This is a genomic window from Mucilaginibacter pankratovii (assembly GCF_014773265.1).
GTDB lineage: Bacteria > Bacteroidota > Bacteroidia > Sphingobacteriales > Sphingobacteriaceae > Mucilaginibacter > Mucilaginibacter pankratovii.
Map to the genome: position 1 here is coordinate 106,066 of NZ_JACWMY010000008.1, position 19,990 is coordinate 126,055.

Consider the following 19,990-nt stretch of genomic DNA (forward strand, 5'->3'; position numbering starts at 1 on the left):
CCTTCCCGCATAATTCTTCCATCGTAAGAAATACCGTGGAAATAGATTTTTTAGATTGAAATTGCTATCGCGGAATTAGATGAAGCAATATCAAAAAGTCGAAACATAAAGCACTATATAGTCTATTATTAGCAAGTTATAATATCCCAACACCGAATTAGAAACAATTTATTTAAGCTGAAATCAGGTCGTTTTGGGTACCATCCTGTTACCCCTCAGTGTGGATAATTTTACGATCGCAGGTACTTTTTTTAAGAATTTTGGCAGGCTACGGTTAAATATCACACAATGAACTGAGAAATATCTTTTATTACTATCTAATTATTTACCCTCTAATAGCCTATTTAACTTCGTTTTAATGCTACGCATCCCAGCATGCGTTCCTGCGCATCCACCTTTACCGAGGCTTTTTTTCTTCGGGATTGCGCCCTTATTTCTCGATCTTTCTAGCATATATGGCGGGCAATTACGATCATCCCCGCATGATGTGGAATCCGTTGGCTAGGATATCGGGCTTTTCGGCGGGCATAGCAGTTGGCAAACGGTTTCGTCAAAGCTTGTGTAGGCGTTCAGATTCGCGCCGAAGCGGACCTCAGCCTTTTGGAGGTAGTCGACAAGTGAACTTTTAGGGTAATGTCGGGTACCGTTGAGTTAATGTGTTAAAAAAATGCGCAAGCCCGAGCTTGCCTTCGTCTTCGAGTGTGGAAAATACTCTATTGACTAGATAGAGGTGGGCGCAATCTTCAAGCTCGGTATTGTACCGAATAAGGCTTGTAAAGCTGTGGGGCAATTTAAAATATATCCTGTTTTCGCGATAAAAATTATATACCTAACTTTACAATCTACGTGAACGACCAACAACTCCCTTCAGTAACATTTGAAAAACTTTGCGGTGTTATAAGCCAAGAGGTGAGGTCGTTTAGCAATATTATCGAAATAGTTTCCAATATACCGCCTGAATCAGTATTCATCGCTGGTGGTACTGTTCGTGATGCTTTTTTGCAACCAGAGCGAAAGATCAAAGATTTAGATGTTTTTCTGACAGATGTTGCATTTGAACAATTGGAGGCCTATTTGATGAGTGAAGGTACACTGCAAAGAAATCAATTTGGGACATACCGCTGGTTTGGCCGTGACGACGGGGATGTTTACTACGATATTATTATCATTGAAAATTTCTACAACGGACTATGGAACTGTAGGAATATAACAGACGTTCTTAACCAATTCGACATTACTGTTAATGCTGTAGCCTTCGATCTGTCAAATGGAACTTTCTATGATCCGGAGAATGGATTGCTAGATATTAATGCAAAAATCCTGCGGGCGGTAAGGTTTGATTACCCTGAAATAGTAGTTTCAGAAAGCATCCCGCTTTCACGCAACACGGTATTGTGGTGTCGTTATCATCATTATTCAAAGACTCTAGGACTTAGCCTTGACGAAATAACACGTCAATGGATGATACAAAATGATTATCGAAAGGTAGAAATACCAACCTTTACGCAATATTTCTTTGAACCAGAGGTCGATCATGTTTAACGAAGCCCAAATACGAGACGTAGCCGCCTCTGCAATTCAAGAAGATGTTATTGCCGTGAGAAAAATTTATGCTGGGGGCATGAATTTCGTATTTGAGCTTATATTAAAGCAACGGTCTTTAATGCTGAAAGCATACCCGCCCGCAAGGATCCACGCCGCGATCTCTGAATACAACATTTTGATTGCTGCAAGATCAGCGGGAGTAATTGTTCCGCAAGCGATGATGTGTGGCACAGAAGATGAATTCGGATATTTGATCTATGCAAGTGTTGAGGGTTCAAACCTCAACTTCGACATGTTAGGTGAAACGGAACAATTTCAAGTATCTCAAAGCATAATTGAGAATATCTGGTCTTTGACAAATGTAACCTTTACTTATTTTGGTAGTGTAACGGATGATGAAAACAAGTTTTCTACTTGGGGTGGCTTTCTCACTGATTGTATAGAAAGTGGCGAGCAGGCTTTAGCATCCACGGGCCATTTGGCTAGTAGCCAATTACATACAATGGTTAAATACATGACAACCCATCGATTGTTATCTATGCCTTGTAAGCCGGCTTTGGTTTGGGGTGATCCTAAATCCGAGAATATTTTAATGACTAACAATCAACTCTCTGCTTTGCTGGATTTTGAATCTTGTTTTTCAGGGGATCCATTACTTTCACTGGGTTATTTATTTGCAAGGGAAGGTGACAGCTCCCTTTACAAGGAGCTGTCCGCAAAATTCAATAAACTGATTCCTTTTACCGCTGACGACATTTATTTTTATGCATTGCTTAGGTTGATGCGTATAAGCAAATACCTGAACACCGTTTTACCTACTGGAAAGAAAAGGCTTCCTGTACTTAGCTATTTTCCAGGCATTCAAAAATCCTTAAACCGTATCAACTCACAACATGGATAAAAATATTATCTTCACAAGTTTGCTGCTCATCAGCATTGTCATTTTACTTGTCCCTCCAATTCTTGCACTATCCTTTAGGCGGCGGATGCGTATCCTTGATCGGTTAGGAAATCAGATTCAGGCCAGGATCAGGGCAGCCCAAACGGCCGGAAATACGAGCACAATACAAAATATAAATACACGGACTACTACTATTTGGACGGCTGCATTTATTGTATTTACTTCATTGCTATCATTAGCTGCATTCAATTCAACCCATCAGATTGTTGACAAGTTGGTTAAACCGGTAACTATTACCTGGATTAAATCTGATACACTTAAATTAAAACCCGGACCTGTATGGTTTTACTATGATAATAAAAACGGCGTTTTGAACACGCTGCATGTGATCAACGAAACTGAAAAAACGCAGTTGTCTGGTTTGATCAATGATGACGAGAAAATTTATGCAAGTTATAGCCAAGCTATAGACAAATTGGCCTTTCAGTCAAATCTACCCAAACCATCTACTTTGTATGTTTGGTTGACATTACTCTATGCGGTTGCGGGTTTGCTTGGCGTTCAATTGCGGACAATCAACAATTTTATTGGCCGTGCCTGCTATAGAAATTTCGATTTTCACGTCTGGTGGCCATGGTATCTGGTACGACCATTAGTTGGTTTTATAACCGGAGCGGTGGTGTTTTTATTAATTGACAGTAAGCAGTTACTTGCTGGCGATTCAGCAGGCGGTATGAGTGCCCTGGCTTTAGCCGCCGCATTTTTAGGTGGTTTTAGCGCTGACGAATTTTATGAGTTACTGCGAAAAATATCGAAACGGATTTTAGGATCTTAGGTATAATCGAATTAAGCCATAAAAATTCTTTAACGCCTTATTCAAAATCAAGCACTTAAAAGGTTAAATCGCTGTTGCAAAAAAGTATATTCTAAACATCAAGACCCTTTTTATTACGTACCAACTTCTTTTTAAGATTCAATTTATAATTAATATTAATGAAGATGTGATATAAGCGGGTGCTGGAGGCGTGCTCTGTTATGGCCATTTTTACTGATGCATTTGTTTTGTTATGTTCGGGTTGAATTGCTTTCCCTATCAGCTCGTAGCCTGATTGAAATTCGATAAAATCTTGTACAATGTCGATATAGCTTGCCCAGGTGGTGTCGAAGCTTTCCGCTTCGCCGAGGAAATAATTGACTATAAAATAAAGTTTGCGACTCGGGTCATAATTAAACACCTTGAGGTTATGCTTTTGGACTTCTGTAGTGTTTTTTCCTTCCAGAATCAAAGCTTCGCAAATAGCTAAAAGTTCGTGTTTGGCAGAGTAGAAACCAAAATCGATCTCTCCTACGTTAGCTTCAGGTTTTGTGCCATCGATAGTTGAGCCAGGCTCGTCTTCCTTTTTATCGGAGTAGCCGCCCCGTAGCGTTTCGATACTCCAGTGAAAATGCTGTAGCCTACTGTTGAGGATCAGCATTAAGAGATCAGAGTATTTATCTTCATAATGCACGTTGGAAAGTGCGTTGACCTTAAAGAGCATTTCACTACAGGCTTCCAGCAGCTCATTAAGAATAAACTCGGCAACTGTTTGAACGACAAGACCGTTCCCGGTAATGACCTGTACAAGTTTTTCGGGCGGAAGGGTAATGATCCGGTTGTGTTGTTCAGTAAGGTAGCTGATCGTTTCCGGGGTTATGGTCAACTGTTCCAGCTCAGTGATGAATGCCGGAAATCCGCCGCTGCTTAAAGCATGCGTGTTTTTGGCTTCCTGTAGCAACATTTCGGCCTGTGCCTGCATCTTCCGCCGCATCAAATTCTTGATCCTTATTTCCAAGAAATTCTGTTTTAAATGAATACCGTTGTCAAGTTCATGGTAAAGGTTATCAAAATCTTCGTCCATTGTTAAGGCCTCGAAGGCTTCCAGTTTGTTAATGGATATTTTTTCGCTTATGTAGGCAAGATTATCGCCGTTACTGACTTGTTGCTGATAGCTGTTCCATTCATCCAAAGCACTGGCATATATCTGCAATTGCTGTTGTTTATTCTCGGTGATACCCGCCCAGGCCAGATGGGAAGCAAAACGATTGAGGGCGAAAACCGGTTTGTCGGTGTGCGCATGTGATAAAAGTTTATTAAAGATATGGTAAGCCTTTGGGGGCTCTTTGCTGTCAAGATAGATAAGCCCTTCATAGAACTCCTTTTCTTGGGTGGATGAAAATTCCCGTCCATAACTCATTTCTTTATCGAGCCACTCTAGGTCCCTTATTCGCTGCAGATCCTTGTAATGGTAAGCGATCAATAAATTTGCTCGAAAATGAAAGACCTCATTCTCAAACTTTTGATGAGAAATACGCCTTCTTTCATTTGGATCTTCGGATTTTTTCAGGGCAGCCTCCGCCTGTTTGATGAACTCCGGGCTGTAGGTTAAGCTTTGTATAACAAATTGTTTATCGGCATAAGAAAGTTCGTCCATGACCTGCTGGATATTTTGCTCATTGAGTACAATGTTAAGCAGTTCTTTTTTCTCATCTTCACTTATGATAAACTCGATCATTTTAAGCGAACGGATCAGATGATCCGATTTGGTGAGTTCACGGATGATACCCCGGCGGTTTTCTTTGCTGAATTTATTGATCGTACCGCCGATCAGCGGTAATAGCTCTTCGCTCCTGGCGCCAAATGTCCAGCGCTCCAGTATTTCGTTAAAGATATTATACCTGGACCGGGTTGGGTCGGCAATGCAATACGAGGTGGTAAGCGTAGTCAGCTTATTTTCAAGCTTACTAAGTACCGAAGCAACCGGTAAACCGACAATCACGTTGGTTCCTTGGTGGCTATAAATTTCTACAAATCCTTTGATCAGGATAAAAATATGATTTCTCAATTTCTTACCGGCAAGCATATTCCCGTCATCATATTCGCTTGCCGCCTTACTGAACTTCAATTCTTCCGGCGACAAAAATTCATCAAAAAGAAAATTCTGCTCCATCAGGAGAAATAGCTTTCCCCAATAGATAAACTCATCTTTGTCTCCATTGCCCATCCAACTTGGCAAAGCGGGCTTCAACTTTCGGCCTTCCTCAAAATAGATCTTTTGAACTTCCTTACAGTTAATGGCTTCTAGATAGGAATTGATAAAGCCCTGCAGATAGGAAAGAACCTCTTCTTCATCAACGACTTTCTCACCTTCAGAATCGCGCTTCCGGCTGAGCTCTATCAACCAGGCCATTAGGTCCAGCTGCTCATGAAAAAGGCCAATAAGGCCGTTCCCGTAACTTTCAGGCTGCATAGCAACAATCTGCTTAAAAAGTTTATCCAAAACCTCGGGATAGAATAGTTTTTTAAACTTTAAGCTTCTGGAGTAAACGATCCCCGGTAGCTCTTCGCTTGTAAATCGTTTCCTTAATGTCTCGGAAAGAGTTGGCTGATCTGCCTGTTCATGATTTTGATAACCACGTTTATTGCTGATGGCAATAAACTTTTTGCGGGTACTCAATGCAAAACACTGAAACAGAATTTTAGCTTTACGGTCATTGCTGATCTTGTTGTCGCCAGAGAGCACTTTCAAGAGTAATTCAAAACCCTCTTCGATGATCTTTGATTTGATATGGCCAATATCAGTTCCCACCGCGTTTGCTACATTCATTTTAAACAATAAGCGAAAGCCAAGTGCGGCAGTTTTCTCATTGATGATCAAAAAAGGAAGAATTTCAGGATGCCAGTAATATAATAAAAAGCAGCTGTACCAAAATGCGTAAATTTTGTCACCCGCCGAACGAAGTAATTGGAAAGTGTGCTCGAACTTAAAAGCCTGGTCATTTGCGATAAGCTCAGTCAGTAAATAGGTTATGGCGTGACGGCAGCCTTGTTCGATAAGCAACTCATCTCCGTGATCATTGGCCAGGCCGGTTAGTAATTCATAAACTTCATAAAAGTCCTCCGGGATGGCCGATAGTTCCTGGTGATCATAATATTCGGGAATAATTTGTTCACGGTAAGCATGATGGCTGTCAAGCCTTAATTTGTCATACTCTGCCTTATGATTATCCAGGTCGGACTCCGTAGTTACGGCAAGCAATGCAGCCGCTAAAAACCGCCTTTTAGCATTGTCGGGCATTTTGGCGCACAAGCTTGAATTATCGCTGCGAAATACCATCCGGTAATACCAGTAGTTTAACCGATCGAAGTCATCAACGAAAGCATTATTTTCAAGCAATCGTTCCCAAAAAATCACCGCTGCCTCGCGTATAACATTGACATTTATATCTTCTTCGTTGTAGTCGAAGTGCACACTATACGTGCTATCCGCTTCATACTCCTGGAACACTTTATTGGCGATCAATTGTTCGAGTGGGGGTGTTCCGGTAAACATAACACAATGCTGTCCATAAATTATGCTCAAATCAGCCGCTGCAATTAGCAAGTCGTCATTTTTAGTGAACTCATGAAAAGCAGAAATAAACTCGAACGCCGAAAGATTTTCCAAAGTGTAGATGGCCTGGCGGGTATTGTAATATTCCAGCGTTCCGTTCTCATTTACCTTAAAATATTTGTTCTTCACTTTTGCCAGATCCGGCACCGTGCCGTTTAACTTGCCATATTCAATGGCCAGTTCATGCAGCTGATCAAACGTTTTATGCTTAACTCGGTCTGCATTGCTCATGCCGTCAAGGAATACGATCTCATTTTTAAAAAGCTTAAGCTCGTCTAGTTTATCAGGCCCGAACCAAATGGCTTTCGGCGTGCTGACCTGGCCAAATACCGACCGCAACCAACCTTTTTTAAAAAGGTCTTCCAGGTCGACCTGTTGCCCGGTTTCTTGCTGGAAGCTGTCCCTTAAATCATTTATTTTTTCCCGTGTAACGATCCGACCTTCGGCCGGAAAGGTTCTTTCGAGCACCGCAGCAAAAAAATAGGCAGCACCCCATAAATTTTGGCGGTTAGCAGAATCATTGTATGCTGATTTTCTTGGGTATGGTTTATAAAAGAAAAGTTTTTCGCCAAGCTTACGGGCATCGTCAAAGTTTTGCATCGAAAATTATCTAGGATCAGGTTTTATATATTTGATATCTTCACTAAATAACGCAAGTTAAGGAAACATATATAATTGCTGTGCCGATAAAATGGATAACGAGATACCATACGATGTAGAGAAAGAAATTTTTGGTTCACTTAGCGTAATCAAAAGTCTACAAAATGAGAAGGTTTATAAGATCAAAAGCCCCGACACACCTTTGGATAATAAACTGGCGACGATAGAAAAAGTCGGCGACAGTGATTTTTTATGCAAAGTATATTGTGAGGATCTCATCGAACCCCTTGCGAGTAGAAAAAGCGCAGGCTATGGTGCATTTGAGGATTTTTACCTGGAGTCCGGCGAGGAAATTTACTTCATAAGGGCGAAATCTGTTTTGGAAATCAGTAGATCGCTCAACGTCCCTTCGCTCCTGCAATTCAAACTGACCCATTTTCAAAAAGGCCGGGGAGAGGACTTTGACAATAAGTTGCTGCGCCTGATCATTCCCGTTAGCAACAAACCCAGTTTTACTGCGCTTTCCGACAAACGGCTCAAAATAGGCAATCATTATCTCCCATCCGGATTGGTAGAAATCAATGTCGACAATCTCCCCTTTCAGCTGTTTCGGTCCGTTAACGACGAAGCAAATCATCTGGTCATCGAATCGTTACACCCTGTTTCCCTTGAGAGCTTTAAAAAGCTGTCAGACAGTATCATCACGGGCTACGCATTGGTTTCCGGAAACCTGCATTTAGGTGAATACTACTATCATGTGATCGAAGCGGATTTCAATGCTAAACAACGTATCATCTATGAGAAAAATGAGCCTGCCGCGATTACGGATGTCACGCTGCTTAATCATAACGATTTTAAACATCATCTAGAAAACACCACCAGTTCCAAAGCGCTACACCATCATTGTATTCCTATGACAACGGCGGTTTTCTCCTCTCTTTGCCAAAGAGCCCATGACAACGAGGTTTATGCGCGTTGCTGCAGGTTCATCATAGAAGGACACCAATCCAAACAAGGTCTGCTCAAGGGTGGAATATATTCCATTGGGATTGAGACTATAGCCGGCATTCTTTATGAGGAAAACGCAGAACGTATCAATCCGATAGACGACAAGAAATTGGCTAAGAAAATAATCACTAAGGTCCGTGAGTCGATCAGTGAATATGATGCCTTTATCTCGGATTATGGCAAGGATATACTCGATGCCAAGATCAAAGCCTTAAATAGCCCCACAAATGCTAAAAAGCTCTCCAGGCCGTTCGAGTTGTTCGGCATTACTTTACCGGAGGAAGACGTCGCAGTGCTAAACACAAGGAACAAGTTCCTGCACGGTACATCACCATTAGAAAACAACGAAAACCCGGAGGAACTACAGGCCATCGTCAACAAACTGCTCTTCATGCTGATGGTGCTGATGTTAAAACATGCTGGGTATAGTGGCCATATTATACATTACCCTGACTATATCAAATACCGTTACACATCGCCGTACAACGGGCAGTTATTTTTTACGATATAAGAACAGTTCTGAGTTATTCTTCATAAGCAAAAACTTCTGAAAAGGCTATAGCAAATGGGCAACCATCTTGATGTCTATCTGCGCCAGGTTTGACGCGCTGGTAATATTTGTTGCCATCCATATCAGAGAATACGATATCGTAAGAGAATTTCTCGAAGTCGGCAGATTCTGGCCGCATGACATAGATCTTTACTTTGTCTGCGGGTTTAAAAAATGTGGATGGCGTGCCCGGATGAGTAAATGCATCTGTTTCTCCGATCTTCATTTTTATTGGGTAGCGAACATTGTGTAATGTATCGGTCGCGAATAAAAGTTTTCCTTCAGCGCCGATGCTGGTAAAACTGGCGCTTGTACCGATGTTGTTGTTGTCATCTACAAGGCTTTCGTCATATTGGCAATGGATGGTCGCGTCTAATATGGGCTTCATGTTTTCCGCCTTGGTTTTAGAAGTTGAGCTGAACATGGGGCCAAATACCTGCCAGAGCACGATGATGAAGCCTAATATGCCGCAGATGATAGAAATTATTTCCAGGTTGCTCCGAACCCGTTTAGCCCGCTCGGACGCATTTGGTGCATTTCGTTGATTTCGTCTTGGTGCCATATGGAAGTTTAAGCCATCATAAATTTTTCTATTTCTGTTAGTTCGCGTATGCCCAGCCGGAACCATTCGCCTCTGACCCGGCGCCCGGCATATTTTGCATGTAAATTCTTCTCCACGTCTTTACCACAACACCAATAGGCGATCAAATGAACTGTCGGTTCCTGCGAATGCAGGGTCCTTTCGCGGTAAACCGGGTTATTGCTTGTTCCGATCTTGATCAGGGAGGTTTGTGTGTTGACCATCAGGTAAACATAGTCTTTCGATTTATCTATCGGTGCGTTTACAATGTTATTAAAGAAATCCCGGTAAAATTCAACAGGGTCAATGAGGTCAATTTTGATGATTCCCCTTGGTGCAGCGCTCATCAAAACAGCATCTTGGCCTCTGAACTTTCTTAGCTCCGGGCTGGTTACCGTAGTAAACCTTTTCTTTTCCAGGAAGCCACGCAGTTTTTGCTGAAAAGTATTAAACGCACCTATTGCGTCGACATCCTGGTAATCTTCAGAAAGCAAAATGCAAAAACGTAATAACAGTTCGTAATAATCAGGGTCCTGTATATTAAGCGTAATGATATCTCCCTTTAACTTGCCTCTTCCATTAATAAAAAACATATCGGCAGACACACCATGCTGATCATCATAAAGGCGAACACCGTAACAACTGTAGGCTATTCCCGCAAGTACATTATTGATCGGGCCATTATCCTGTTCGTCGAATTTTAGGATATCAGCTTCGGACAATCTAAAGCAAGAAGAGTAAAATTTATCGTCCGTGTTTGATTTTGGGGTCATGTGATCATTTAGGGTTCATTTCAACCATAAAGTTAACAAACCCCGTGATTATATTTGAAGATGGATGAACTCAAACTCATATTTGACCCGACAAAAGAGCACTTGGCCCAGATCGAATCATGGCTTATTGAGGAGGATATGAACAATAAGAATGGTTTTTATTGCACCTGGATAATTATTGTTGATTACTTCGAAAAAAATAGGATAGGCGTTTTGTTATTAAATGATTGGGCTATTGGCTTTATAACCTGGTCAGAGTCAACAAAGATGGCAAGAATTGAAATAGCAGAAGTACATCCCGGGCACAGAAAAAAAAGCTACGGAGGATTTATGTTGAAATCCTTGGTTGAAGCCCTAAAGCCTAAAGGAATTGCTGTTCTTGATCTGCATTGCCAGCCGGCAAGTTCCGAAAAAGTTTGGAAGAAGCTGGGGTTTAAAAAGTTCCCTGACGTCCCCGGATTTGATAAAGAAAATTCTCTGAAAGACCCCCACTTGTACAGGATCATCGTAGCACATTTGAAACCAGCAAAAGCCCCAACGTCGAAAAATCTCCTGATTTTATGGTCCGTCGAACCCTATCAAGCCGACCGCGAACAACCCCGATGGGTCTGGGATGTTACTTTTCATCCAAATAGTTCACGGCTCACATTCCCCATTATCATCCCGGCTAAACGGGACTGGAATTTACGTTGGGCCATAGACGGGAAAACGGTAACGGAAAATAAAATTAAAAAGTTCGGTCAGAATGAAATCGACTTCGGCGACTTTTTGGTCATTGAAAGCTTGTAATTGTTTAAGCGGATTGCATCAACATATTTTTTTTAGTAACCCTGCCGATTCTTTTATCGAGTTCACTGATTAGCGCGCAGACCTGGATCGCCGATTCTTCAAAATCTTCATGCTGTTCTGCTAATTATAGCCATTGAGATACGGTGATCTCGCCTTCTTCAAACGAAAATTCTTTAATAGCCGGAATTTCTGTTTTAGGCTCATGTTCAGCTTTGTGAATCGCGATCCAAAGTCAGTTATAGTGTGGATTTCTTTTAAGCTTTCGAAGGATGAGGACGATCTTTTTCTCCTAGTAAACGAAATATATGGCGCACAATGTGATCTGTTTCTTTAAACACAATATCAAGTATTGTTTCTTTACATGTGCTTATGGCAGTAGCTACTTTTGAATCAAAATATCTATATGCCTTGTGGTAAATATTTTATACATTTTTATTAATAAGTTGGTAACATGTTTAGCCTTTTCTGACAAATCTAATTTGCAACCGTTACAAATTCGTAAGTTTCCATATTCAAATAAGCTGTTGTGAGCGCAGCGAACATCAGCGCTCCGCGCCGAGGCTTGCAGCGCAATGGAACCCGGCGCGGCAGCGCGTGGTGGAATGAAGCTGCATGCCGCAGGTGCCCGCTTTCAAACTTCAAGCTGTTGTTAGAATTTATCATAAACGCTCTGCCCTGCCTTCAACAACTTTACAGCTAACCCGTCCAAAGCATTGATAGTGTCTTCATCGACCTCGTAATTGCTCACATAACGGGCATTGGTATAAGCTGAACGCAAGACTTCAAATAGGTGTCTCCCTTTTTCTGTATCAAGCTGTAAAACTTCATTAAATTCTTCGGTGAACATTAATGAGATGCGCAGCATCCTCGGCAGGTTATGTACATTTATCTTGTAGCCTAAAACCGCTTTGATGACACCTATAAAAACACTTTCTACCGCCTGGTGTAAACTGAATGCTGCGAGGTTATAATTCTTTACTTCTTTATAATACCTCGCTCCTCTCAGGAAATCCTGCGCCTGCACATTCCATTTGGTAAAATCAAGCTGTGCTTTCGCTTTTACCTGCTCCGTAGTTAAAATTGGCAATTCCGGCATGACAAAATCTTCTGCCTGATAAACCACCGTTTTGGTCGTTAAAGCATCTATAAAGAAGCGCCGTTTAGCCTGCAAGGCTTTCTTCAAGCCGGATAGCTTATGAGCGAAAATAAACACCTTCGCCATGGGCTTTAATTTATCTTCTATTTTATTGGCTATCTCATGCTCCTGCAGCACTTCACCGGACTTAACCAACAGCAACAGGTGATAAGCAAATGGCTCCCGATGAGAATGTATGTGTACGATAAGCTGCACCGTAGGCATTTCTTTTACAATTACCTCAACTACCTTTTCCAGCCCCAGTCCCTCTGCCCAAGTCATGTTTTCATTACTTGGCCGCGCCGTAGCAATGGGCAAAATAGCCGTCGTTGGTTGAATGGCTTTCTTTTCTCTCGGTACCGGCTCTTTGCGGTTCCTTTGATAGATGACCCAGGCTGCGGCATAAAGGCGGCGCAGGTTATCGTATACTTTTATTACCTCGGCAGGGTCCATACGCTCATTGGTATGGCGGATGAACAATGCCTCCTGGAACCATTCATCTAAATGGTCGCGGTATTCCGGCAGCGAAAAGGCTTTGAATATTTTTTTGACGGCAACGAACGGATCGAGCAATTCTTCTTTTGACAAGTTTTTAGGGAATGACCGCCAAGCCGCCTTTTCATTCACTAATTGTTCTTCCGGTAACTTTTCACGTTTCCAGGCAAATTCATATTCCAGCAAAAGCAGGTACATCGCCTCCAATAAATTGAGGTTTATCTTGTAAGTAAAGACCAAGTTTCCAGGGCCGAACTTTTTATCGTCGTAATGCTCTTTGCCTATAGCATACTTACGCCATCTTTTCAATTGTTTCCGGTGCCCCTTAGGAAAATCGGCACTAAAGAAATCTATAAGTACACCAAAAGGGTTTTGTACCTCATCATGGCGCAAGGTTTTGGGATAATGGTCCCATGGTGCATATTTACCGCTATACATCGTATCAGAATTACCGCCGCCCTTCATTGGCCGGCAACACAAAAGAATAGCAGTACAGCACCGTACCGAACCACAGCGCATTGTACTTTACATTACGAGGGTTGTTTTGTACTTTTACGTTTAACATCTACATTTGAACCATGGCTGAAGCAATACACATCGGAAGAAAAATTAGCAAAATACGCGAACTGCGTGGCATGAAGCAGGAAACACTTGCAACAGAACTGGGCATCAGCCAGCAGGCCGTTTCTAAAATCGAGCAGAGCGCTGAAGTAGAGGATTCCGCTTTGGAAAAAATTGCCGGCGTATTGGGTGTTTCTATAGAAGCAATAAAAAACTTCAGCGATGAAGCTGCATTGAATTACTTTAATACATTTAATGACAATAGCACCGGCGCCTTTAATAATTTCAACTGTACATTCAACCCGATAGAAAAAGTCATAGAACTTTACGAGAGGCTACTTGCCAGCGAACGTGAAAAAATCGAATTACTGAAAGGCAATAAGTAATATTTGATTGCCCTTTTAGGCTTGGCCCGGGCAGGTATCATTAGCATGCGGCCCGGTGCCCTGCCGTACAAGATTATAATATGTTAACCCTCTACGATTTTCATCAAATGACGCTCGATGAAAAATGCACCGCTATATGGCAGGGTGAATTCATTGGCGATAGAAAAGACGGCGATAACAAAGCCCAACTATATAGTCTCGGTGGTTTTTATGCGGAAGTTTTCTATGACCCAAGCACCAATACTATCAATAAGATACGGGCATTTAGATCAACAAACCTTGTAGAACCCTATCTCTCGGGCATAAAGTTATCGCTATAGCTTTAAGGAGGAATTAAACTACTCAAAGCCCCCTATTATAATCTTTCCCTTTCTTCTTTCTCCTGCGCTTCAAATCTTCAGGTACCGGTGCAATGTAAACATTGCTGTCTCCCAAAAGTACATCCAGCAATCCTTTGCCGAGCTCTTGATGTTTAAAGTTAGTTATATTTGAATAATCCATAGCTTGAGCTTGCTGCCTTGCTTCTGCTTTCTCTTCATAGCTACCGTTCTTCATCGCGTTCGCGTAACTGAATGTCTCTTTAATATTCCTATCGTAACCGAACATGCTATCGAACAAAGTTTCCGCCGACTGCTTGAAAGCTACCCTGTCGAACTGCCCTACCTTTTGGCTGTGAGCAGCGTTAGTACCTTTGGAATTATTCAGCGGGCTTAACTTGATACTATTGCTTGCATCCTTCCTGCTGACGATGACCTGTACATGCATTTGTTCGCCGGGCTTCCTATCTCCTCTTTTCGCTATACCCTTCCGCACTTCCAAATCTTTGTACGTGTAATAACGGCTATTCTCCAGCTTGCCGAAGTAAACCAAATCATGGTTACTGTTGATGCCATTACGCTTAAAGTTTTTAGCGTAGGCATCCATGACTTTATTGGAGTAATCTTTCAGGTATTCTTTCGTCTTTTCCTCACCGTATTTCGCTTTCAGGAAAAGCAGTTCCTTGCTACTCGGGCTGATATTCACCAGGAAGAATTTAGCTTCATCTTTCGAAAGCTTGGCAACATTATTATCGATGGTTTGCCTCACTTCATAAGGCTGTATTTTGTTACCGTTTGGGTTGAACCAGTATTCCGGCAGCGCCGGGGTTCTCCCTTGCTCCATCTTCTCCCTATTCTCCTTTTCAAGGTAAGCTACCAGTTGGCTGCTGCTGCCTTTGTTATTGCCTGTTTCACTTTTGCTGATATTGATGTGCATGGCTCTTTTGTTGAATCGTTACTTTTCTATTTTGATAGAATGATATATTGGTAGAGTGATAGGTTGCTATATGGTTAGTTATATACAATGCTATTGATAGGTTACTATCTCTCTAGTTAGATATATAGCTTTCTATCATTCTCACAAGTTATTTAGCTGTTGCCTCACGTTTTGAATTAGCGCTTCCTTATCTACTTGCCGGCTCATCATACCCATTTGTTCACGGGCGTTGATATAAAACTCCAATATGGCAGCGAGCTTCGTTTTGAGCAGCTTCTTTTCGTATTGGCTGCTATCAAGCCTTTTCAGGAAATCCCCTATCTTCCCAATGTGGCTTGCCTGCTCTTGTAAGGTTGCTTTCTGTTCTTCATTATGCTTAATGATATGCTGGTTAAAAGCAGCGATAACCAGCATCTGGCTGGCGACCATCCGCTCGGTATCTTTCTTTACCGGTATCAATAACTCCTGTTCCTGGGTTTTGATAAAGGCGATGATATTATCTGTCTTCCTGTTAATGGCATTCTTCAGCAATTCATCATTGAGGTCCCGTGGGTCCTTCTTGCTCTTATAGAAATAATCTACCATATGACTGAAAAAAGCCAGTTTTGTCAGCCCGCTCTTGTTGGCGATAGCCGTTAGTTTCTCATCCGTCTTTACTGGAAACCTTATGGTTTTTACATTTTCGTCAATTGCTGATTTCATTCAAATAACTTGTTGAGGTATACCTACAGGTATACTGTTTTCATCTTTTGTAACTCATAGCGGGGGTAAAGTATACCGCAGGTATACGGGAATCTGCGTTGCCCCGCAGGGCGAGCGGAAAAAGTCGGGTGTGCCCGACTTCCGCTCGCTCCCCCGCTTTCCGTGGGACAGCGCAGCATAGCTGCGCCCCTTCGCAATGCTCTTTTCTTCCCTCGCTGCCTTGCTGATTGGTTATACGGCTATGCAGGTGCAGCGCTGTAGCGCTGCACCGATACACTGCTACATGTGTACCACTCATTCCCCTACCTCCCATCCGGCAGGCCAGTGCACCTGGCTGCCGAGCTTCGGGTGGTACGATGGCTGATAGCTGATATAGCCATATTCATCCAGTTCTTTGATACACTTGTGGTAGGTAGCAATGGAAGCTATTTTGCTGTAACCCATCAGCCCTTTTCGCGTTACCGCGAAAGGGCTGATGTAATTATTCCGCTGCCAGTGGATGAACAAGCCCGTGAACAGGCTGAGGTGCGTAGCATTCAGTCGTTCGTCTTTGCTCATCCTGCGCAGCAGCTTGCCGTAGCCAGCAAGTTCTGTAGGTGCCGCTATGGTGGTTATGTTGGTGTGCTTTACTTTCATTGCATCCCTCCTTCCAGCAGCTTATTGATATCATCCTGTTTGTAATAAATAAGGCTGCCGATACGGGTAAAGCTTAGCGTACCGTTAATGCGCAGGTTCTGGAGCGTGCCTGGTGATATTTTAAGCAGTTTCCTTACCTCGTTGCTTTTAAGCCATTTCTTTGCCGTGTCTTCCCCGTCCATCGGCACAAGCTTTTTAATTGCCGCGAGCAGCCTGCTTTCCAGTTCCAGCAGATCTTCTTTAGTTACCAGTTCCACAGTCATCTTTCCCTCCTTGTTTGGTTAAATAATAAACCTGTTCAGTAGCGGCACGAAAACGTGCTGCCTGAACCGTATTGAGGCAAAGGTGAAGCTGAAATTAGCGAAATGGATGACCAATGGATGCGTTTGGTCATGGATGGAGGGCGTAGGTTACTTCTTTTCTCTGGAGGTTATTTGAAATAGCTTATCCTTTTCGGCGATGTTGATGTATTTGGACGGCTTATCCCCTTTTGTTGCCGGAAAGTAGTTACGGGCGGTCTCTTTAGAGATAGCTTCACCGCCATGCGCAAAATACTTGGCCACCATTTTATACCAGGGGCTTTGTCCCTGTGAGGTGGCAAGCCTTTTATCGCCTACGGTCAGGTTTTGCAGTTGGCTTAGCAGGTCCATAAAAGTTCCGAAGTACCCATTCGCGATAACTATCTTTTCATTGGCATCGAGTTCCCTGGCTTGTTTTAACTGCGCTTCCAATTCTGATATGCGCTGTTGTTGCTCCTCTATCAACCTATCTTTTTCTCCAATGACCGACTCCAGTGGTTCGGACTTATGCCATCGGTCTTTTGTTTTAAGGACAGCTAAAAAGGCTTCCAGCTTCCGCGTTTGCTCCAGCCCCGCGGCAAACTTCGCCGAGAACGGGTCCTGCCTTTTAAAGTGGCGGATGCGATTGGTTACGATATCGTGGACGTGGTTGAAAAAAGCTTCTTCTTTTCCGGGGTTAGCTTTAAGGTTATGTTCTAATTGATAACTATAAAATGGTTCGTACTCGCTTCCATCTATTTCGTAAACCTTTAACAAAAAGAAATTATCCTCCAACTTTCTATTGCTTAAAAACACCCTGCCTATATCGTACCGGTGAGGGGAAAGATCAAAAGGGGTGCGGAATTTGAAAAAGGTGTTATGTGTTGGCATGTATCGCTAATTAAACAATACAAACGCAGGGATGAGCACTAAGGTTTATCGAAAAATGTAAAAGGTGTTTTATAAGTAAATCGTCTGCCCTTAAAGACAGCCATTTTACCTGGCAACTAGAATGTTCATTATATTTCGAATAATTTTGAGAACTGGAAGGCATACATCTCGGCTTCTTTAACCTCGCAGAGAATGACTTCCATGCCAAAAACCAGCATGTTAAACTACCCTTGTTTTGCGTCAAATCAGGGTTGGTCGCTCAATTAGAAATGGAGCCACACGCAGGGCTTATTTCTAATTCCCGTAGTTTTAATTTCGATGCCTTGCTTATATTCAGCTTATCCTCATGAGCGTTATACGCTGTAAATTTATTCAACAGCGGAAATTGACCGCTGAAGTTCAAATCTTTATATTATTGTGAACGAATCACAATCCAACTGCGGTAATATAATCCATATAATGGGCAATGATTGCATCTTTTAACGTGCCGGTGTTGTCAGTATCTAAAGGCTTAACCAACGAATCGGTTGAATCCTCTGTAGCAATTTAATTGATTGGGAGCAAAACCTTAAATTCGGTGTATTCCCCCGGTTTACTAACAACTTCCATACTGCCTCCGTGCCCTTTTACTACAATATCATGGCTTATTGATAAGCCAAGCCCCGTTCCTTCGCCGGTGGGTTTCGTGGTAAAAAATGGCTACATAATTTTATCCCTAATCTCTTTGGGGATACCGCTACCGTTGTCTGTTACCGTTATTTCAACGTGGGTTGTTTTGTATACTGTTGCCAGGGTTACTAACGGCTTAAAATCGTTCTCCTCTGCTTTCATTCGTTTGTTAACTGCATAGAAGGCGTTGTTATAAAGATTAAGAAATACACGCCCTAAATCCTGAGCTACTACATTGATTTTTGGCATACCGGGTTGAAAATGCGTTATCAGTTCGGCGTTGAAGGTTTTGTCTTTGGCGCGGATGCCATGGTAGGCCAGGCGCAGGTATTCGTCGGCAAGTTTATTAATGTCTGTCGGTTCTATTTCGCGGGTTGTGGTGCGCGAGTGCTCCAGCATGCCTTTTACGATGCTGTCGGCCCGTCGGCCGTGATGGTTTATCTTCTCCAGGTTTTCGGCCAGACTATCGGCAATATCTATTATCTCGGCAACGTCTCCGCTGTTTATGCCATCTTTCAATTCCGCTACCAGTTCTATACTTAAGTCCGAAAAGTTATTTACGAAGTTGAGCGGGTTCTGTATCTCATGCGCAATACCCGCAGTAAGCTCGCCAAGCGAGGCCAGTTTTTCCGACTGTATCAGTTGGTGCTGGGCCGCTTTTAATTGGGTCAAACTTTCCGAAAGCTGGTCGCGCTGGGCGGTTATCTCCTCCTGCTGTTCGTGCAGTTGTTTGGTGCGGATGTTCACTTTCTCTTCCAGCAAAGTATTCTCCCTTTTCAGCGCGCGCGAGCGGTAGGCAATAAATGCGTACAATGCCCAGGCAAAGGCTACAGTATAAAGCAGCCAGGCCCACCAGCGCAGCCACCATGGTGTGGCGATGATGATGGTTACGCTGTCGCCTTTACTGTTCCAAATACCATCGCTGTTGCAGGCTTTTACTTTAAACACATAGGTACCTGGCGACAGGTTAGTGTAGGTAACACTGCGCAAAAGGCCGGCATTTATCCAGCCTTTATCATATCCTTCTAAGCGATAAGCATAACGGTTTTGCGACGGGTCATCAAAATGAAGGGCCAGCGTCTCCTCTATGGACGCGTCCTTCACCTTCACCGAAATAGAAGGCAGCTTCAGGTCCGCGTCATACAAGAAAACATAGGCACTCTGTTTCTCGATCGCCCTGACCACCTGATCCAGGCTGGCGCTTTTCTCATTCAGCGTGATCTGGCTGAAAGCCGTTTTGGCCGTTGCCGGGATGAGGGCTATGAGCAATAAGAATGTGGTAAGCTTCATAACCAATAGAACTTTTTTTAGATGATGGTGCGCGATAGGCACACCCATGCACTGAGCACGAAATTTCATTACATTTGTACTGTTTGGGTTTTCAATTAATGCTATCTCAATATTGTTTAAGCCTTTCCATCCATGGAAAAGCAAGGGACCCAAACTTCGACCGTAGTTGTGCTCGTAACACAGCTGCGGCTTTTTTTTGGTGTCCCGGGTATAGTTATGGTAAAGCTGCTGTCATAGTTTTAGTGTTGGAGGTTATCAATTCTGTTCATTAACCAGGTTTTTCAAGATGTAGGTATCAGCTCTTGATGATCACTTTTTTGCCTTCGATGCGGTATTTCACATTGAAGAAACTCAATATTTTCAGCGCCTGACTGGCGTTCACGTTCCGGTAGAGTTTACCCCGGAAGTATTTCTTCGGCATCGGGCCTTCATAGACCACTTCCATATCATACCAGCGGAAGAAATGTGCCATGACCTGTTTCAGGTCAGCACGTTCGAAAAAGAAATAGCCTTTCTG

Annotated in this window: 17 protein-coding genes and 2 pseudogenes; 7 read left to right on the forward strand and 12 right to left on the reverse strand. The window is 42.8% G+C overall.

Annotated elements, in window-relative coordinates; all coding sequences use genetic code 11:
• The first annotated feature begins 846 nt into the window (after positions 1–846).
• The 3 genes from IDJ77_RS16200 to IDJ77_RS16210 are packed head-to-tail and all read left to right on the forward strand — an operon-like array spanning position 847 to position 3,281.
• The gene (locus IDJ77_RS16200) at positions 847–1,542 is read left to right on the forward strand and encodes a tRNA nucleotidyltransferase/poly(A) polymerase family protein (protein WP_191190017.1); all 696 of its coding nucleotides are present in this window, start codon (positions 847–849) and stop codon (positions 1,540–1,542) included.
• The gene (locus IDJ77_RS16205; protein ID WP_191190018.1) at positions 1,535–2,446 is read left to right on the forward strand and encodes an aminoglycoside phosphotransferase family protein; all 912 of its coding nucleotides are present in this window, start codon (positions 1,535–1,537) and stop codon (positions 2,444–2,446) included. The genes IDJ77_RS16200 and IDJ77_RS16205 overlap by 8 nt, the downstream gene beginning before the upstream one ends.
• Positions 2,439–3,281, forward strand: a complete 843-nt coding sequence (locus tag IDJ77_RS16210) for a hypothetical protein (protein WP_191190019.1) — start codon at positions 2,439–2,441, stop codon at positions 3,279–3,281. Before IDJ77_RS16205 ends, IDJ77_RS16210 begins: the two co-directional genes overlap by 8 nt.
• Positions 3,282–3,372: 91 nt before the next feature.
• Here IDJ77_RS16210 and IDJ77_RS16215 read toward each other — a convergent pair whose 3' ends face one another.
• Positions 3,373–7,476, reverse strand: a complete 4,104-nt coding sequence (locus tag IDJ77_RS16215; RefSeq protein ID WP_191190020.1) for a hypothetical protein — start codon at positions 7,474–7,476, stop codon at positions 3,373–3,375.
• A gap of 91 nt (positions 7,477–7,567) precedes the next feature.
• On the opposite strand from IDJ77_RS16215, the gene IDJ77_RS16220 reads away from it, so the two are divergent.
• Complete coding sequence (locus IDJ77_RS16220; protein WP_191190021.1) at positions 7,568–8,995, forward strand: HEPN domain-containing protein; 1,428 nt, start codon at positions 7,568–7,570, stop codon at positions 8,993–8,995.
• 13 nt (positions 8,996–9,008) lie between these two features.
• Here the strand turns inward: IDJ77_RS16220 and IDJ77_RS16225 are convergent, their stop codons facing one another.
• Together IDJ77_RS16225 and IDJ77_RS16230 are read right to left on the reverse strand one after the other, a co-directional pair.
• Entirely contained in the window at positions 9,009–9,596 is a 588-nt protein-coding gene (locus tag IDJ77_RS16225; protein WP_191190022.1) for a hypothetical protein, read from the reverse strand.
• Between the two features lie 8 nt (positions 9,597–9,604).
• Complete coding sequence (locus tag IDJ77_RS16230; RefSeq protein WP_191190023.1) at positions 9,605–10,387, reverse strand: GIY-YIG nuclease family protein; 783 nt, start codon at positions 10,385–10,387, stop codon at positions 9,605–9,607.
• A 60-nt stretch (positions 10,388–10,447) separates the two neighbouring features.
• On the opposite strand from IDJ77_RS16230, the gene IDJ77_RS16235 reads away from it, so the two are divergent.
• Positions 10,448–11,176 carry a GNAT family N-acetyltransferase gene (locus IDJ77_RS16235; protein WP_191190024.1) on the forward strand — a complete coding sequence of 243 codons (729 nt, stop codon included), beginning with the start codon at positions 10,448–10,450 and terminating at the stop codon, positions 11,174–11,176.
• Between the two features lie 649 nt (positions 11,177–11,825).
• Here IDJ77_RS16235 and IDJ77_RS16240 read toward each other — a convergent pair.
• The gene (locus IDJ77_RS16240; RefSeq protein ID WP_191190025.1) at positions 11,826–13,244 is read right to left on the reverse strand and encodes a HEPN domain-containing protein; all 1,419 of its coding nucleotides are present in this window, start codon (positions 13,242–13,244) and stop codon (positions 11,826–11,828) included.
• Positions 13,245–13,384: 140 nt separating this feature from the next.
• Between IDJ77_RS16240 and IDJ77_RS16245 the strand changes: the two genes are divergently transcribed.
• Both IDJ77_RS16245 and IDJ77_RS16250 read left to right on the forward strand, forming a co-directional pair.
• Positions 13,385–13,753, forward strand: coding sequence for a helix-turn-helix domain-containing protein (locus tag IDJ77_RS16245; protein ID WP_191190026.1), 369 nt, complete (start codon positions 13,385–13,387; stop codon positions 13,751–13,753).
• Between the two features lie 80 nt (positions 13,754–13,833).
• On the forward strand, positions 13,834–14,073 hold the full coding sequence (locus IDJ77_RS16250; protein ID WP_191190027.1) for a hypothetical protein: 240 nt from the start codon (positions 13,834–13,836) through the stop codon (positions 14,071–14,073).
• A 22-nt stretch (positions 14,074–14,095) separates the two neighbouring features.
• On the opposite strand, the gene IDJ77_RS16255 is transcribed toward IDJ77_RS16250, so the two are convergent.
• The 8 genes and pseudogenes from IDJ77_RS16255 to IDJ77_RS16285 all read right to left on the reverse strand — a co-directional run.
• Positions 14,096–15,007 carry a DUF5712 family protein gene (locus IDJ77_RS16255; protein ID WP_191190028.1) on the reverse strand — a complete coding sequence of 304 codons (912 nt, stop codon included), beginning with the start codon at positions 15,005–15,007 and terminating at the stop codon, positions 14,096–14,098.
• A 141-nt stretch (positions 15,008–15,148) separates the two neighbouring features.
• A complete protein-coding gene (locus tag IDJ77_RS16260; protein ID WP_191190029.1) occupies positions 15,149–15,709 on the reverse strand; it encodes a BfmA/BtgA family mobilization protein in 561 nt (186 codons plus the stop codon).
• Between the two features lie 294 nt (positions 15,710–16,003).
• Entirely contained in the window at positions 16,004–16,345 is a 342-nt protein-coding gene (locus tag IDJ77_RS16265) for a hypothetical protein (protein ID WP_224751125.1), read from the reverse strand.
• Positions 16,342–16,608: a helix-turn-helix domain-containing protein gene (locus IDJ77_RS16270; protein WP_191190030.1), complete on the reverse strand. Its 267-nt coding sequence runs from the start codon at positions 16,606–16,608 to the stop codon at positions 16,342–16,344. Before IDJ77_RS16270 ends, IDJ77_RS16265 begins: the two co-directional genes overlap by 4 nt.
• Positions 16,609–16,755: 147 nt before the next feature.
• On the reverse strand, positions 16,756–17,514 hold the full coding sequence (locus IDJ77_RS16275; protein ID WP_191190031.1) for a hypothetical protein: 759 nt from the start codon (positions 17,512–17,514) through the stop codon (positions 16,756–16,758).
• Between the two features lie 546 nt (positions 17,515–18,060).
• Positions 18,061–18,201 (reverse strand): annotated as a pseudogene (locus IDJ77_RS28035) (ATP-binding protein); the annotation flags it as partial.
• A 12-nt stretch (positions 18,202–18,213) separates the two neighbouring features.
• Complete coding sequence (locus IDJ77_RS16280; RefSeq protein ID WP_224751126.1) at positions 18,214–19,473, reverse strand: triple tyrosine motif-containing protein; 1,260 nt, start codon at positions 19,471–19,473, stop codon at positions 18,214–18,216.
• 295 nt (positions 19,474–19,768) lie between these two features.
• Positions 19,769–19,969: pseudogene (locus IDJ77_RS16285) on the reverse strand (DUF4974 domain-containing protein); the annotation flags it as partial.
• Between the last annotated feature and the right edge of the window lie 21 nt (positions 19,970–19,990).

Bases quoted from the DNA above. Each gene is read 5' to 3' on its own strand.
- IDJ77_RS16240 (WP_191190025.1), bottom strand. From the start codon at position 13,244: ATGTATAGCGGTAAATATGCACCATGGGACCATTATCCCAAAACCTTG.
- IDJ77_RS16255 (WP_191190028.1), bottom strand. From the start codon at position 15,007: ATGCACATCAATATCAGCAAAAGTGAAACAGGCAATAACAAAGGCAGC.
- IDJ77_RS16220 (WP_191190021.1), top strand. From the start codon at position 7,568: ATGGATAACGAGATACCATACGATGTAGAGAAAGAAATTTTTGGTTCA.
- IDJ77_RS16205 (WP_191190018.1), top strand. From the start codon at position 1,535: ATGTTTAACGAAGCCCAAATACGAGACGTAGCCGCCTCTGCAATTCAA.
- IDJ77_RS16230 (WP_191190023.1), bottom strand. From the start codon at position 10,387: ATGACCCCAAAATCAAACACGGACGATAAATTTTACTCTTCTTGCTTT.
- IDJ77_RS16215 (WP_191190020.1), bottom strand. From the start codon at position 7,476: ATGCAAAACTTTGACGATGCCCGTAAGCTTGGCGAAAAACTTTTCTTT.
- IDJ77_RS16280 (WP_224751126.1), bottom strand. From the start codon at position 19,473: ATGAAGCTTACCACATTCTTATTGCTCATAGCCCTCATCCCGGCAACG.
- IDJ77_RS16250 (WP_191190027.1), top strand. From the start codon at position 13,834: ATGTTAACCCTCTACGATTTTCATCAAATGACGCTCGATGAAAAATGC.
- IDJ77_RS16225 (WP_191190022.1), bottom strand. From the start codon at position 9,596: ATGGCACCAAGACGAAATCAACGAAATGCACCAAATGCGTCCGAGCGG.
- IDJ77_RS16235 (WP_191190024.1), top strand. From the start codon at position 10,448: ATGGATGAACTCAAACTCATATTTGACCCGACAAAAGAGCACTTGGCC.
- IDJ77_RS16260 (WP_191190029.1), bottom strand. From the start codon at position 15,709: ATGAAATCAGCAATTGACGAAAATGTAAAAACCATAAGGTTTCCAGTA.
- IDJ77_RS16265 (WP_224751125.1), bottom strand. From the start codon at position 16,345: ATGAAAGTAAAGCACACCAACATAACCACCATAGCGGCACCTACAGAA.
- IDJ77_RS16245 (WP_191190026.1), top strand. From the start codon at position 13,385: ATGGCTGAAGCAATACACATCGGAAGAAAAATTAGCAAAATACGCGAA.
- IDJ77_RS16210 (WP_191190019.1), top strand. From the start codon at position 2,439: ATGGATAAAAATATTATCTTCACAAGTTTGCTGCTCATCAGCATTGTC.
- IDJ77_RS16270 (WP_191190030.1), bottom strand. From the start codon at position 16,608: ATGACTGTGGAACTGGTAACTAAAGAAGATCTGCTGGAACTGGAAAGC.
- IDJ77_RS16275 (WP_191190031.1), bottom strand. From the start codon at position 17,514: ATGCCAACACATAACACCTTTTTCAAATTCCGCACCCCTTTTGATCTT.